Source organism: Pseudomonas sp. A014 (genome assembly GCF_052378495.1).
Classification (GTDB): domain Bacteria; phylum Pseudomonadota; class Gammaproteobacteria; order Pseudomonadales; family Pseudomonadaceae; genus Aquipseudomonas; species Aquipseudomonas machongensis.
The window spans coordinates 2909149-2923294 of sequence record NZ_CP199001.1 but is presented as its reverse complement, the minus strand read 5'-3'; the positions used below and the strand labels follow the sequence as shown (position 1 = coordinate 2923294).

Here is a 14146-nt window from a genome sequence, read left to right as displayed (position 1 = left end):
CGGTGGAATCGGGTGGGTCAGCGGCCGATGAAGCTGGCCGGGCGTTTTTCCTGGAAAGCGCGGATGCCCTCGGCGCGGTCGGCCGTGCCGGCCAGCAGGGTGAAGGCATGTCGCTCGAAGCGCAGGCCGCTGGCGAGGTCGGTATCCTGGGCCTTGAGTAGCGCCTCTTTGGCCAGGCGCACGGCCAGGGGCGCCTTTTGCGCGATGCTGCAAGCGACCTGCAGGGCGCGTTCAACGGTCAATTCGGGCTGGGTCATTTCGCTGATCAGCCCGGCTTGCAGGGCATGGCGGGCATCGAGGGTTTCGCCGGTAAGCACCAGCTGCATCGCCAGTGGCTTGCCGACTGCGCGAAGCAGGCGCTGGGTGCCACCGGCGCCGGGAATGATGCCGAGGTTGATCTCTGGCTGGCCGAAGCGTGCGTCGGACCCGGCGATAACGATATCGGCGCACATCACCAGCTCGCAGCCGCCGCCGAGGGCGAAACCGTTGACGGCGGCGATCAGAGGCTTGGGAAAAGCGGCGATGCGCTGCCAGTGGGCGACACGGGGATCGTTGAGGATGCCAACCAGGTCGCGCTCGGCCATCTCGTTGATGTCCGCGCCTGCAGCAAAGGCCTTGCGATTGCCGGTGATGACCACCGCACGGGTGTGCTCGTCATGGGCGGCAGCGTCGAGTTCGTCGGCGAGCTCTGCCAGCAGCTCGGTATTCAGGGCGTTGAGGGCTTGCGGGCGGTGCAGGGTGATCAGGCGGACACCGTCCGCCTGGGCCTGCACAACGAGGTTGCTTGGCATGGTGGTACCTCAGGCTGCACGTTTGGCGCCGGTCAGGGCCGGCCAGTTCTTGGAGTCGGTTGCAGTGGTGGCGCAAGTATAGGCGAAAAGCGATACGAAATATCAACATCAAAATTAACATGATGTATCTAAATCTTGACTGCTGATCGCCGGGATCGCTGAAACCCCTTGTGCGCATAGGTTCCGAGCAACCAGTTGATGAGAGGGACGATTCAAGAAAGCGATACAGCAATTTCGAAATTGACTGATCTATTTGAAGTGATACATGATCCTTGGCCTTCATGAATCACATTGAGTCGCTCCCATGCCCTGCTATCGCCTCGACGGCCTGACCCCAGTGGTCCATCCCACCGCCTACGTCCACCCCAGTGCCGTCCTGATCGGCGATGTGATCGTCGGCCCCGGCTGTTATGTCGGGCCTCTCGCGGCGTTGCGGGGCGACTTTGGGCGCATCGTCCTGGAGGAGGGCGCCAATCTGCAGGACACCTGCGTGATGCATGGCTTTCCGGGCGGCGACACGGTCATCGAGCGCAACGGTCATGTTGGGCATGGCGCGGTGCTGCACGGGTGCCGAGTAGGGGCGGATGCGCTTGTGGGCATGAATGCGGTGGTGATGGATGGTGCGCATATCGCGCCACGCTGCATCGTGGCGGCCACGGCATTCGTCAAGGCGGGGTTCACCTGCGAGGCGCAGAGCCTGGTGGTGGGCTCGCCGGCCCAGGCCAAGCGTACGCTGAGCGATGAGGAAGTCGCCTGGAAGCAGCGCGGCACGCAGGAGTACCAGGCGCTCGCCAGACGCTGCATGGCGTCGATGGTGGAGTGTTCACCGCTGAGTGCGGTCGAGCCCGCACGCCCGCGCATGGGCGATACCGGCCTGCGGCCGAAGACGGGGCATGGCGCATGAGCATTGCCGTGTCGCGCCATGGCCAGGCGGGGCGGGGTAAAGGTATAGTCGGGGCTTTCTCCGCGCCCAGTTCCCCCATGAGCAGCCTCGCACCCCTGAATCACCTGATCACCCGCTTCCAGGAGCAGACGCCAATCCGCGCCAGCTCGCTGATCATCACGCTGTATGGCGATGCCGTCGAGCCCCACGGTGGCACGGTGTGGCTGGGTAGCCTGATCGGTTTGCTGGAGCCCTTCGGCATTAACGAGCGACTGATTCGCACGTCGATCTTCCGCCTGACAAAAGAAGGCTGGCTGACCGCTGAAAAGGTTGGTCGCCGTAGCTACTACAGCCTGACCGGCACCGGCCGACGGCGTTTCGAGAAGGCATTCAAACGGGTCTACAGTGCCAGCCTGCCAGCCTGGGACGGCGCCTGGACGCTGGTGCTGCTCTCGCAGTTGGACGTAGCCAAGCGCAAGTCGGTACGTGAAGAGCTGGAGTGGCAAGGATTCGGAGCCATCGCCCCTAACGTGATGGGTTGCCCGCGTGCTGATCGTTCGGATCTGGCGGCGACCCTTCGCGAGCTGGAGGCCGAGGAAGACAGTATCGTCTTCGAGACCCATGCCCAGGAAATTCTCGCCTCCAAGGCCATGCGCGCGCAGGTCAGGGAGAGCTGGGGGATCGACGAGCTGGGCCATCATTACAGCGAGTTCATTCGCCTGTTCCGTCCGCTGTGGCAGGCACTGCGCGAACAGGAAACGCTGGAGGCGCAGGATTGCTTCCTGGCGCGCACCTTGCTGATCCACGAATACCGGCGTTTGCTGTTGCGCGATCCGCAGTTGCCCGATGAACTGCTGCCCGGTGACTGGGAGGGCCGTGCAGCGCGCCAGTTGTGCCGCAACCTCTATCGCCTGGTGTCGCCCAAGGCTGAAGCCTGGCTCAATGACATGCTGGAGACGGCGGACGGACCGCTGCCGGATGCCAGCGAGAGTTTCTACCGTCGATTTGGTGGTTTGAGCTGAAGCATACGTGGTACGTATCACGGTATTTTATGGCGACTGAGGTCGACCATACTTCTATGGCCACCCCTGAAAGCTGAAGCGCCCTGCAGGGCGCGCCAGCCAAAGAGTCGTGCTCAACTCCGCTCGACCAACCCCGCCAATACCGTCTGCAGATCGGTGCGCGCCTGGCGCGGCGTCCCTTCAAAGTCGATCCAGCCCGCATTGAAGCCATCGAGCATTTGCATGCGCGGTACCGGATTCTCCATCCCTTGCTCAAGGAATAGTGCCTCCCAGCTATCGCGCGGAACTGCTTGCGCCTTCACTTCACGCCCGAGCACCTGGCCAAGCGTGGCAGCGAGCTGCAGCGGGGAGATCGCTTGAGGGCCGGTCACCTCCACCACCCGCACGCCCTCCCAAGGCTCCTGCAGCAACTGCGCTGCAACGCGCCCGACATCGGCCGTGGCGACCATGTGCACCGGCTTGTCCAGCGGTTGCAGGAAGCTGTACAGGACGCCATGTTCCCGAGCAGGGGCAATGTCCCACAGGCTGTTCTCCATGAACCAGGCAGCGCGCAGAAACGTTATCGGCATGGGCAGCTGCCCCAGCACATGTTCCATTTCACCCAGCTGCGATAGCAGGTTAGGGTGGCTGGCCTGCGCGCCAACGGTGGAGAGGCACACTACGCGTTCCGGTTGGCTGGCCAGTAGTGCTGCGTGCAGGTTGGCGAGTATCGCGCGGGTTTCGGGGAAATCAGGGCGAGGGTCGAAGTTCGGCGGCAGCAGCACGAACACAGCGGTGGCGCCTTGGAACGCACGAGTCAGGGCGACACGGTCCTGCATGTCGGCTACCGCGACGCTGCACCCCTGGGCCTGCCAGGTTTCGCCCTTGGCGGCATCGCGCACCACAGCGCGCACCTCCTTGCCTGCGGCCAGCAGGTTGCGCGCCAGGGCGCTGGCGACTTGGCCGGTGATGCCAGTGATAACGTACATGGTATGTAACTCCTGAGTGGGAGGCGGCACAGCGCCGCGTTCGGGAGCCAGTCTGTGGTGCGTCGATTGATTAATCGATAACATGAAGCTCATTTCAATAATGACTGATTGGCATCAATATGAGTTTCGATGAGCGCAGCCTCGGTGGCATGAGTGTGTTCGTCGCCATCGTCGACAGTGGCAGCTTTGCCGCTGCAGGCGAGGTGATGGACATGTCCCAGCCGGGTGTCAGCCGGGCGTTGGCGCGCCTGGAGAAACGCCTGGGAATTCGCCTGTTTGACCGCACCACACGCTCGGTCACTCTGACCGACGAGGGGCGCCGCCTGTACGAACAGGTGGTGCCGTTGCTGGCAGCGCTGGACGAGGCGGCCAGCTCGGTGACCGAGGGGGCAAGGGTGGTCAGGGGGCGGCTGCGGGTCAATGTCGATCCGTTTTTCGCTCGCCTGATACTTGGGCCGCGCCTGGGCGGGTTTCTCGAGGCGCACCCACAACTGAACCTGGAACTGATCACTCGCGATCGCCTGGGCGACATGGTCGCCGAAGGTTTCGATCTGGCCGTGCGTTTCGGCGAGCCCCGTACGTCCAGCCTGGTGGCGCGCAAGCTGCTGGACACTCGCATCCTCACCGTGGCTGCACCGGCCTACCTCAAGCGTTTTGGCCGCCCGGCACAGCCGCAGGCCCTCAGCGAACATCGCTGCATCCAGTTCCGCGATCCGCAGAGTGGTCAGCCTTTTGCCTGGGAGTTTCACCGCGGTGCCGAGCGCCTGACCGTGGACACGCGCGGGCAATTGCTGGTCAACGATGTGGGCAGTCTGCACAGCACCTGCCTTGCCGGCTACGGAGTTGCGCAGGTGATGGCTTTGGGTAGCGAGCTGCTACTGGCCGAGGGCCGCCTGGTCGAGCTGTTCGACGACTGGCCGGACGAGCGTTTTCCGCTGTATGCACTGTACCCTTCGCGGCATCACCCGCCGGCCAAGGTGCGCGCATTTCTCGACTTCGTCCTGGAGTTGCTCAATGCACCTCAGGTGTGAGGGCAGGGCGTAGCTAAGTGCGCGTGAGCTTGTCGGCTTGCGTGCTGTCGGCGAGGGATCTGGGGGCGGACATAATGCGTGGTAATCATAACTCAACTAAATAACTATTTAGCGTAGCTATAATTTAGATGCCTATTAATCAGACAGGCGACGCCCAAGCCAAACCGTCTGGCCACCGCATTCCGCGTCCTCTGCGATGTGCTCCAGCAGCTCAAAGTCGTGGTTGGCAAGCAGTGCAGTGTATTCCTGAGGGTCGAGGCTCGCATGGTACAGCGTTTCACCCTCGAACACGCCCAAGGCTTCGCCATGAGAAGGCCCACTGGTGAACATCAGCAGCGCTCCAGGTGCGGCATGACGCTGAAATATCGGGAACATCTTGCGCTGATCGTCGGGCTTGAGATGAAAAAAGCTGTTCCAGGCGAGGATGGCCGCGAACTGGCGATCGAGCGCCAATGTGCGCATGTCCGCGTGAATCCATTCCTGCGTTGGAAATTGCGCGCTGCACAGTGCGAGCATCTGCTCAGACGAATCTACACCGATGACAGACGCGCCGGCGTCGATCAGATAACGTGCCACGGGTTGGCCGGAGCCGCAGCCCAGATCCAGAACGGTCGCAGACGGCGGTAGCAATGAACGGAAGCGTTCGATCCATTTGCGGTCGATGAAATGGTTGACGCGCAGATCGTTCCACGTAGCAGCATGGCGGTCGTAGAGACTGATGATCTGATCTGCGGATGGATGGTGAGACATGAACTGGAGCATCCTTGATCGGCTTTGAAGGGTGAAGGCTCATGAGGGGGTTGCTGAGCGTCGAATGTACCTTGGGTGTGGCTCGTATGGGAAATACAGGAATACGCATAATGTATATTATGTTAAATTTAGTATTGTGAGAGTTGACCTCGATCAGTGTCCAATCCCACATACCTCCGGTCAAATCCCCACACCCCTGTAAAGGTTAACCATTAGGGGTAATCCATCGGAAATTTGAGTGGAATTTCAAGCAGATCAAACCGCTAGCGGTTTTGTAGCTACTCATCCATGACGAGCCGCTAGGCCTCCTGCCGCTATTAACTGGATTTATACGAGTCATCCAGAGTTTCAGACGACACATTATTTTGTGGGTGGCGTGCTTTATGGCTTGGCAATTAAATGGAGGACTTCTGCAATCATAAATGATAATTAAGTGGAAGAATGGCGTAAGCGCGAGCAAGATTGACCTTTAAGTGGCGTGAGCTACGCTAAAGTTTTTAATTAGCGGCGCAGATTGAAATGACTGAAGAATCTCTTACACCTCACCCACTGTTCGGCGCAATATCAAATTTTGAAGACTTTCAGCCAAGCAACTCCAATGCAGAGTCCGACCTGATTAGGTCGCGCTTGAATTTGTTGAACGGTCAGCTAAACGCGATCTCAATTCTAGAGTCAGTTTGCCGATTCCTGTGGGGGATCCGTGACTTTTCTAACTCTAGAATTGATACGTACAAATATATCCTCGAAAAATTATTGTTATGGTGTTTTTACGTGCGCAAAAAAGATCTCGCGGAATTGGTCGATGCCGACGTTGTGGACTTCCAATTCTTTTGCCTATCTCCGCCTGAGGGCTGGATTAGGGATGCACGCCGCACGAAAAGATTTGAGCATTTCTCGGGCTGTGTTAGCTTTAACAAGTCTTGGCGGCCGTTTGTTGCAAGCTGGAAAGTAACGCGCATAGCCTTAAGGAAGGTATTAGTCAAGATTATCAGAGATCTCTTGCCGAACGTTACTGTTCGTTCCCTGTTGCCGAGTGAGGATGCGCCTGCAAAGAATGGTGAGCTTGCTTCGGCGGACAACATAATTGAAGCTGCTGAAGAATATTTAAATTATTTATACTGCATGCGATCGCCACGTGGGTCTCACGAGATAAAGCTTTTTTTGTTTGCATGCGCGTCATACCTTAAGCTTGACGTCAGAGCGTTCAATGAAATTCGGGGTCAACTATTTTTGAATAAATTACGCCCCACGCCCGATGGTGGCTTCTTTTGGTCTGTCGATATGCCGCAAGGCCAAATTAATTACATTCTCCCTGATGGGTTCCGAAAATTTTATGAGCGTTACATTAATACTATTCATTACAATGAAGAAGAGCTGCGCGCTAATGATACGCTTGCTTTTCAGCGCACCACACGAAGCTCTGTAATTAGCAATACAACGATAGCTTGTTGGATTCGAGAAATTCCTGCTCACCCCACTATCAAAATTCCACCTAACAAAATCCTAAAGCTGCTCTCAGCTAATTCTAAAGTAAAGTCAGAAATTCATGACGATCTAATTCTTATCGCGAGCAAGCTATGTGGAAAGAGGAAATACGCAAAATTCATTGCACGTCTAGATGGATTAAATATCAGTTCGTTCCTGTCAAAAGAAACCGCTGAAGGATCACTTGAGAGCGAATGCAGTCCTTTCCCTTTACTTTGGTGGACTGAGTCGAATGGCGAGCCTTATATAAGCTTTAACTATTTGATGGTGCGCAAGGTACTCGCTTGTTTCAGCCCCCACTTAACTAAGGGGTATATCGAGTCGCTGCGAGTATTACTTTGGTCTGCCTATAATGGCCCTGATGAAGGGCGGCTCAGCGATCATACTAAGGCATACGAAATTTTAATACTATGGACGCTGCTTGTTCGTAGAAAGCCTTTGAATATGCTAGCGGATGAAGATGCTGTAAGTTTCTTTTGGTTCTGCTGCTATCCACCTGCATCCTGGGTAGCCAGGCGCACGCGTTACGGCCAGAGAGGGTGCGACCCAGACCATTCAAATTACAATCAAAATTGGCGACCATTTCGACCTGCTCAATACTGTCCAAGGGGGCGTGGTGCAAGGATAATTACACGATGCAGCAATATTTTATGCAGGGCAATTAAACATAACTTTCAAGGTGCGAATGTTTTCGCTGGAGTATTGTCTAGACTTTTGAAATCTAGCCTTTTTCCTAATTAGCCTTTTGCTAGACAGTTGGCTGCAGGCCCATCTTCATCTAAGATTCGTCCCCGTTCAATTCACCCAAGGGGTGAGGTGCACAATGAATTTTCTGTTTCGTATCCGGGATTTCTGCTTTCCAGATCGCAGATCAGAGGCTGAGAAAAGGCGTGAGTGTGAATTTATCGAGGCGGTCAATCAGCTCAAAACCTTGAGGGTCACAGACGGCGGGAGGATGTCAATTGACCCTGAGGAGATCCGTGAGCAGGTTCTACAGAGCCGTGAAGCTGCGAAGCATCTAGTGGATCCGGCACACCGGAAGCGCTCAAAAACGGGGGCTGGGGACTGACAGCCTGTCTAGCACCCTCCCCTAATCACTCTTTCTAGCGTGCCCCTTAGGGGACGGCTGTTGTGAACCAAGCCACCGCAAAGCGGCTGTCTTGGCCCTTCGGGCTGCCATCCTCACGCCTTTGGCCGCAGGCCTGCGCGCTCCGCTTGCGGGGAGACATTATTGTCTTGTTGCGCTTTATCTCCATATCAACGAAAAATGAACGAGCATCCATCAAAGATGCACTGCCGGCTTAGCGGCTAGCAAAGATGTACTGTATATGGTACGCGAAGTTACTTCCCGTTCCGTATAAAGAACATTTCTTTGTTTTTGACTGTTTTGTAATGATCTCTATCCAGGCCAAGTTCTGCTCGCGTTGAATTTCGCCCAGCAATGTTTGTGTTATCTTGCCAAGCCTAAATTCGCGCCTTTACTTAAATGCCCCACGGTGTGCGCGCTGCTCGAAACTACACTTTGTTGAGATCTAATGGCCTCTAATCACTCAATATTCCAGATTTTCAACGGCGCCGACGACTCCAGCTGCATCCGCATGCCGCAAAACCAGCTTGATTCAACGCTCTACATGCACCAGGTACACACACTGGCGTCCAACCTCGAAAAATTTTTGGCCGACCCTGCCAAGGCACGCGCCCAATACCCATGGGCGACTCGATTCGCCATGGGTCATCCCCTAGCCCCCTGGCAGCGACCGGCTGTGTGGACGGATGAGCAGAAAGTCAGGTTCATCACCTCGATTTGGATGGGTGCAGACCTTGGTTCGTACTTGGTCAATGACTGGTATGCGTATGCCGATCGCACTGGAGCGTTTGCGATCAATAGTGAGGTGCTGCTGGACGGCCAACAACGCCTTACCGCACTCGAAGGTTACCTGCTTGGGGAGTTTGGCGTGCCTGATGCGTTAGGCCGGATTAGGTTCTGGTCTGAGTTGGGCAATGCAGAGCGCCGGCGATTCCTCAACATGCCCTTTGCCCAGGCCCGGGTGCACTCGGATGATGAAACGGCGCTCAGGCAGGCCTACGATCTTAGGGCGTTTGGTGGCACGCCTCACACCGAAGACCAGCGGGCATCTGCATAACTGGTCTCAGCTACACAGAGGGCTCCGGCTAGGTGCCCTCCTTCTTATCTCCAACGCCAGCTGGTTCCCGCGCGGCCAGAGATCATCAGCCACTCCGACAGGTCTAACCTAAAGCTGCCTCTTGGGACGCTGTGCCAACGAATCGACTTTCCGTTGACCTCCCACGTCCTGTGCTTCAGGCCGAAAGCTGCGCGTGCAAGCCCGAGATACAGCAGCTCTACTTGTGTCAGAGATAGTTGGTGACGCGATGCCCCCAGCTCGAGTTCAAATTCATCCCGCTGGCTGACCTTGATGAAGACCACGTTCTTTGGAAAATCAGGGTCTTCACCCTCACCCTCGTAAAGCCAACCCATCGCAAGAAACTTCACGTCTCTGAAATCGGCTGAGCTCACTTCACTCACACCGAATTTTTTGATTGAGGCACAGGTGTGGGGGTTACTGATTCAACCTGATACTCTGCCCAAGGGGTGACGGCGTCCGCTCCTGAACGCAAAGCGGCTTCGTAAAGGCCTGATGCAAGCGCGTCTGCTTGTACTGCGGATAGATCGTAGCTCTCGCCCTCGATCGTCAAGGAAATACGGTTCCCATCTGATGTGTGTACCACTGGCAGCGATGAGTCGTTGCACGATTCAATCGGTTGGGCAGGGTCGATTTTTGAATGTGATGCGGTGGTTTGGTCAGTCATGCTACCAGTCTCGATTTAGAGGTCTTCACTACAACAACGGTACAAAATCGCGAAAACTTTAGCCGGGCTGGCAACTTTTTTGATTGGATGGAGCGATTCAAGTGATCAGGGTTCCCAGACCGGCAGAGTCGACTTGCCCGGCTTGTCGATCACGATTGCAAGGCTCTGCTTTGCGCGTGTTGCAGCGACATAAAATGCGGCTGCAGAGGTGGCTTCGAGGCAGGCTCCCTTCTGAATGAAAGCCGTGATTGGCCCTGTGGGTACGACTAGCACACGCTCGAATGTCGCGCCCTTGGAGACCTTGAAGTTCATATAGTCGAGGGCAAACTCCTTGCCGGATGCTGCCATGGCACGAAGGCATTGCGGTCGGTACTGTTGAACGTATTGGTCAACGTGCTTCGAGTGCACCAGGAATACACCGTCATGGTCTGAGACCTCGTGGTTTTCTGAGGTGGTGCTCGGAAATTCCCAGGACGCATCAAAAATGGTGTCAGAGAACGTTGCAATCTCCGTCCGACAGCGATAAGTGACTGTCGCGTAATTGATGCTCAACAGCCCTCCTTGCTCGCGCTCCTGGAACCATTCAAGAGCGCCAGCGTAACCATACTGCTTATTCTTCTGGCCCCTCGGGTTGGTCGACAGAACGGCCTGGCGAACATCACCGACCATGCGAACGTCGATTCGAGATTGCAGCAGATCATGGATGATCTCCCAGTCGTAACCACTCAGATCCTGAACCTCGTCGATCAGAATCTCGTCATAGAGATGCTCCAGGCGGCGAAGCAACGCAGGTGTTGCAGCCATTAGCTCGCGCGCCAGGCGGCCGAGCTCGCAGCCGTAGATCTGGTTGCTTCCGTCCATGAATCTTTGTTTGCCCTTGGCGAACCTGAAGGGGCGCCCTTCGAAATTGAAACCCCCTACCCGTTCACCGGGAAATTTCACCGGCAGGAACGGCTTCGCAAAGTGGCGAAGTAAAAACGTGTACCAACCCAACACCTCAATGTTGTGGAGATCACCAGCCTGTGCTCGAAGCCGATGGGAAAGCTCTTGCTGATTTGTCTGGGTAAACGTGGCGACAAGGACGCGGCGATCACTCGGCAGACCTTTGCAGTGATCTACGAGGCCTTGGGTTTTTCTCCCGCCGGCGACCGCCAGGGTCAGATGGTTAGGCATTGTGAATGAACTCCGCCGCGGCCTTCATATAGGGAGGTGGGCTGAGGGCTTCGTCAGACTCGGCGATTCGAATCGCCCCCTCCGTTTTCTCACGTGTCATCCACGTCGCCAGGTTAGCTGCATCGGTGATGCCGAGGGTCTTGCGCAGTTGCGGTTCGCCATTGGCAGTAATAAGTTGAGGCTCAAGAGTCGCGCCGTCGGCTACCTCCCCAATGAAGAGATCTCTGCGCTTCGCTTCCAGCCACTGCTCAACTGGTTTACGGAGCTCAGTCGGGTCAATGCCATCGTTGTCGCGCATGACGGCTACCGGCTTGTTGATCGCAGCGCAAAGCTCAAGGCACCGCGCTAGTGCAAGGCCACGCATGCTGATGACATCAATGCCATGGGCCATTGGTCGAGCGCCAAAACAGTCTTCGTAGACACGTTCAAAAATGATCTCGTCAGATGGCCCCTCTACCAGGACGACCTTTTTCGCTAGCACGAGGCGGAGGGTGTCGTAGCCCGGAAGCTTTTGGAAGTAGCTAACCGTTGTCGGATCGAGCTCCGTGATCTTGGCCGCGCTGTTGCGGTGGAGTAGTAGCAGCGCATTGAGGCCGAGCCGGTTCAAAACGTAGGTGCTGTGGGTAGAGATGAAGAGCTGCTGCTCCTCCGTGGCCAGGTCTTCAATACGGTCGAGCAGTGTCGTTAGGCTGGTGTGTGAGAGGTGGTTCTCCGGCTCCTCGATCATCACGATTTTCACGCTTGAGGAATGCCGTTTCATCGCGAGGGAGATCTTGATTGCGGCTTGCTGCCCCTGGCCAGCCATCGCGAACGGAAGGCCGTCGACGTGAGGAGTGACCACGCTATCCCAGGATGTACGGGACGTTTGATCCATTGCTAGCGCCATAGGCTCTGACTGCAGTGCAGCGCCAAGACCCCCGAGGCGCTTGTTCACCGGCGCCAGCGCTCCTTCAGTCATGGAAGCTTTGACGCCTCGATAGTCCAGCGAGATTTGCGCCTTCTCGGCTGACTCCAGGTGATCGCTCAGGATTTGTCGAAGGTGGTAATCAACCCCAGCAGCGGATTTGACCGTCCGAGAATCGATCGTGGCTACCGAGAGTGCCCGCGGTCGCCGAGTGAGTTCGTTGTCAGCAAACGACCGCCATTCGTAGGTGTAATACTCAACGGGCAGCAAGGGTGAAGGATCCTTGAGCCACTGATCCAGCTCATCCTGGTATTCCTCGTTCGGGAAAATGGAGAGGAATACCCCCGGACACACGTTGGTCGGCACGTCCTCATTCACCGCACCGACTAGCACCTGCAAATCGGCTACATCTTGCAGATAAAGCTCAATCAGGATCTCCGGAAGCTTAGGTGTCTTCCCTGCTTTCCGGAGGGCCAGAAACTCAGCCACCATTGCAGTGTTGAACCAGTGTGGGTTCAGCTCTTCGAGTATCCCACGTCCACCTATTCGGCCGTTAAGCGCCAGCGAGATGGCCTCCATCAATGTGGACTTCCCTGCGTCATTGTCACCGACGAGGATGTTCACGCCCGGGTTGGGTTTAAGCTCAAAATCTTTGTAGATGCGGTACCCACGGATGCGGATTTTTGTGATCACAGTCGACGTTCCTTGGCGAAGTGCTTTTGTATGGCGCTTTGATAGCCGTGTGGCCTGATGCTATAAGCGAAGCGCTAACGTTGTCGACTCCGTCACGTTCCTTACGTCCCTCACCACTCCTTCCGGCACTCCACGCACAGGATCTGCGTATGACTACTCCTTACTACCCAAGCCGCAAAGCGTTCATAGAGTCCTTGGGGGCGACGTGTAACAACTGGACTTGGAGCTGGTCGTTTGTGAATCACCAAGAGCGCAAGATCATTTTCGGCGCATGGGATATCCATGTAACTGGCGGTCGTTCACTTCTCCTCAGCGAGGACTGGGAAATCGAGAATGGGCGTCGCAACCATGGCTACTCGCAGAGCGTCGAGCATCTCAGGTTGGTTGGAGAGGAAGGATACGAACTCTATACGTTCAAGATTACACACTCGGATGAGCGCCAGGATGAGGACGGTGCTGGCCCTGCAAAGATCAAAGATTTTGAGCGCTCCATCACGCGTAAATGGCTATTGAAGCAGGATGGCGACTGGTTTGCGTACGACGAGCTGCCCATGCCTGCACTACCTGAAGAGGTCAGTCAGCCCGAGCTGTACCTCGAGGGCGCTGTCCGAGAGGTAACGGTTAATGCCTATGAGCGTAGCGCTCAAGCTCGGGCAGCATGTATTGATCACTACAAAGCGGTTTGCTTTGCGTGCAAATTTGACTTCGGACTGGCTTATGGCGAGGTTGCTGAAGGGCTCATCCATGTCCACCACATCGTTCCTCTGAGTACGATCGGCGCAGAGTACAAGCTCGATCCAATAAAAGACTTGATCCCGCTGTGCCCAAATTGCCATGCGGTGGTGCATCGTGGATCGGAGGTTATGAGCATTGCGAAGCTTAAAGAGCATCTGGCTGAAGCAAAGAGGCGCTCCACCCCAGGGGCCTGACCTCATCGTTTGTAACGCGGTTTTTGGAATGTAACGTGGCCGATGTTACATTCCAGAAACTACGTTACAACCCCCTAACCTCGGGCTTCTGCACGAGAATCAGCCCCCTCTGCTTGGCAAGCCTATTCGTCAGCCATCGCTGCGAGTTGACGCTCCGCTTCGACTGAATCAGCCACTGTTACTCCCTTGCCGTGGCCGCTCTCTTAGTGACTTCTCGGAGCCGGCCCCCCAAGTGCACCTAGCTGATAGTCTGTCACCGCTTGGAACTGTTGCTCGGCAATCATCCGTAAACGCTCCAACTCCACACCAGTGACGCCGCCGGATTGAGCCTCGTGGTACCGCTTCAAGGCTTCGACGGCCTCGGTGTACATCGGGTCATCCGGCATCAAGACCTTGCTGAGATCCTTCGGCTTCATCTTCACTTCACTCACGTTGGGATAGGCAGACTGGAGTCGATGACGACAACCTGATGGTTTTCGAAGCCAGGGTCATCGGCCTCCCCCGGGAACCAGCTTAGAGACTCGTAACCCATGATTCGCCCTTCGCGCACGACGTCCGGGTAACACGCAATGGCGTCTTCCAATGCTGAGCAGTCAGATCGCGGAATCAAAACTGGTAGGTCAGGGTCGTACTTGCGGAGCTCTTCGATCAACTCGCCCACATTCACATTCTTGTCCTCAAGTAGCGG

The 14146-nt window shown here is 56.3% G+C and carries 14 protein-coding genes; 6 read left to right on the top strand and 8 right to left on the bottom strand.

Annotation, left to right across the window (positions count from 1 at the left end):
* Positions 1-17 precede the first annotated feature (17 nt).
* Positions 18-791 carry a 2,3-dehydroadipyl-CoA hydratase PaaF gene (paaF, locus tag ACTYOL_RS13360; RefSeq protein WP_444758101.1) on the bottom strand — a complete coding sequence of 258 codons (774 nt, stop codon included), beginning with the start codon at positions 789-791 and terminating at the stop codon, positions 18-20.
* A gap of 304 nt (positions 792-1095) precedes the next feature.
* Between paaF and paaY the strand changes: the two genes are divergently transcribed.
* Both paaY and paaX read left to right on the top strand, forming a co-directional pair.
* On the top strand, positions 1096-1695 hold the full coding sequence (paaY, locus tag ACTYOL_RS13355) for a phenylacetic acid degradation protein PaaY (protein WP_063544942.1): 600 nt from the start codon (positions 1096-1098) through the stop codon (positions 1693-1695).
* 77 nt (positions 1696-1772) lie between these two features.
* Positions 1773-2696, top strand: a complete 924-nt coding sequence (gene paaX / locus ACTYOL_RS13350; protein ID WP_444758100.1) for a phenylacetic acid degradation operon negative regulatory protein PaaX — start codon at positions 1773-1775, stop codon at positions 2694-2696.
* A gap of 113 nt (positions 2697-2809) precedes the next feature.
* On the opposite strand, the gene ACTYOL_RS13345 is transcribed toward paaX, so the two are convergent.
* The gene (locus ACTYOL_RS13345) at positions 2810-3664 is read right to left on the bottom strand and encodes an NmrA family NAD(P)-binding protein (protein ID WP_444758099.1); all 855 of its coding nucleotides are present in this window, start codon (positions 3662-3664) and stop codon (positions 2810-2812) included.
* Between the two features lie 119 nt (positions 3665-3783).
* Between ACTYOL_RS13345 and ACTYOL_RS13340 the strand changes: the two genes are divergently transcribed.
* Complete coding sequence (locus ACTYOL_RS13340; protein ID WP_444758098.1) at positions 3784-4695, top strand: LysR family transcriptional regulator; 912 nt, start codon at positions 3784-3786, stop codon at positions 4693-4695.
* Between the two features lie 135 nt (positions 4696-4830).
* On the opposite strand, the gene ACTYOL_RS13335 is transcribed toward ACTYOL_RS13340, so the two are convergent.
* Positions 4831-5445, bottom strand: a complete 615-nt coding sequence (locus ACTYOL_RS13335) for a class I SAM-dependent DNA methyltransferase (RefSeq protein ID WP_065863746.1) — start codon at positions 5443-5445, stop codon at positions 4831-4833.
* 519 nt (positions 5446-5964) lie between these two features.
* Here ACTYOL_RS13335 and ACTYOL_RS13330 point away from each other — a divergent pair.
* Both ACTYOL_RS13330 and ACTYOL_RS13325 read left to right on the top strand, forming a co-directional pair.
* Positions 5965-7671, top strand: a complete 1707-nt coding sequence (locus ACTYOL_RS13330) for a hypothetical protein (protein WP_444758097.1) — start codon at positions 5965-5967, stop codon at positions 7669-7671.
* A 794-nt stretch (positions 7672-8465) separates the two neighbouring features.
* Positions 8466-9074: a DUF262 domain-containing protein gene (locus ACTYOL_RS13325; protein ID WP_444758096.1), complete on the top strand. Its 609-nt coding sequence runs from the start codon at positions 8466-8468 to the stop codon at positions 9072-9074.
* Positions 9075-9118: 44 nt separating this feature from the next.
* Here ACTYOL_RS13325 and ACTYOL_RS13320 read toward each other — a convergent pair whose 3' ends face one another.
* From ACTYOL_RS13320 to ACTYOL_RS13305, 4 genes are all read right to left on the bottom strand, one after another.
* Positions 9119-9475 (bottom strand): hypothetical protein, encoded by a 357-nt coding sequence (locus ACTYOL_RS13320; protein ID WP_444758095.1) that lies wholly within the window; start codon positions 9473-9475, stop codon positions 9119-9121.
* Positions 9472-9759: a hypothetical protein gene (locus ACTYOL_RS13315; RefSeq protein WP_444758094.1), complete on the bottom strand. Its 288-nt coding sequence runs from the start codon at positions 9757-9759 to the stop codon at positions 9472-9474. Before ACTYOL_RS13315 ends, ACTYOL_RS13320 begins: the two co-directional genes overlap by 4 nt.
* Positions 9760-9864: 105 nt before the next feature.
* On the bottom strand, positions 9865-10932 hold the full coding sequence (locus ACTYOL_RS13310) for a UvrD-helicase domain-containing protein (RefSeq protein ID WP_444758093.1): 1068 nt from the start codon (positions 10930-10932) through the stop codon (positions 9865-9867).
* Positions 10925-12529, bottom strand: coding sequence for an ATP-dependent nuclease (locus tag ACTYOL_RS13305; protein ID WP_444758092.1), 1605 nt, complete (start codon positions 12527-12529; stop codon positions 10925-10927). Before ACTYOL_RS13305 ends, ACTYOL_RS13310 begins: the two co-directional genes overlap by 8 nt.
* A 149-nt stretch (positions 12530-12678) precedes the next feature.
* Here ACTYOL_RS13305 and ACTYOL_RS13300 point away from each other — a divergent pair, with 149 nt between their 5' ends.
* Positions 12679-13458: an HNH endonuclease gene (locus ACTYOL_RS13300; protein WP_182389807.1), complete on the top strand. Its 780-nt coding sequence runs from the start codon at positions 12679-12681 to the stop codon at positions 13456-13458.
* 203 nt (positions 13459-13661) lie between these two features.
* Here ACTYOL_RS13300 and ACTYOL_RS13295 read toward each other — a convergent pair whose 3' ends face one another.
* Positions 13662-13874, bottom strand: a complete 213-nt coding sequence (locus ACTYOL_RS13295) for a hypothetical protein (RefSeq protein ID WP_444758091.1) — start codon at positions 13872-13874, stop codon at positions 13662-13664.
* Between the last annotated feature and the right edge of the window lie 272 nt (positions 13875-14146).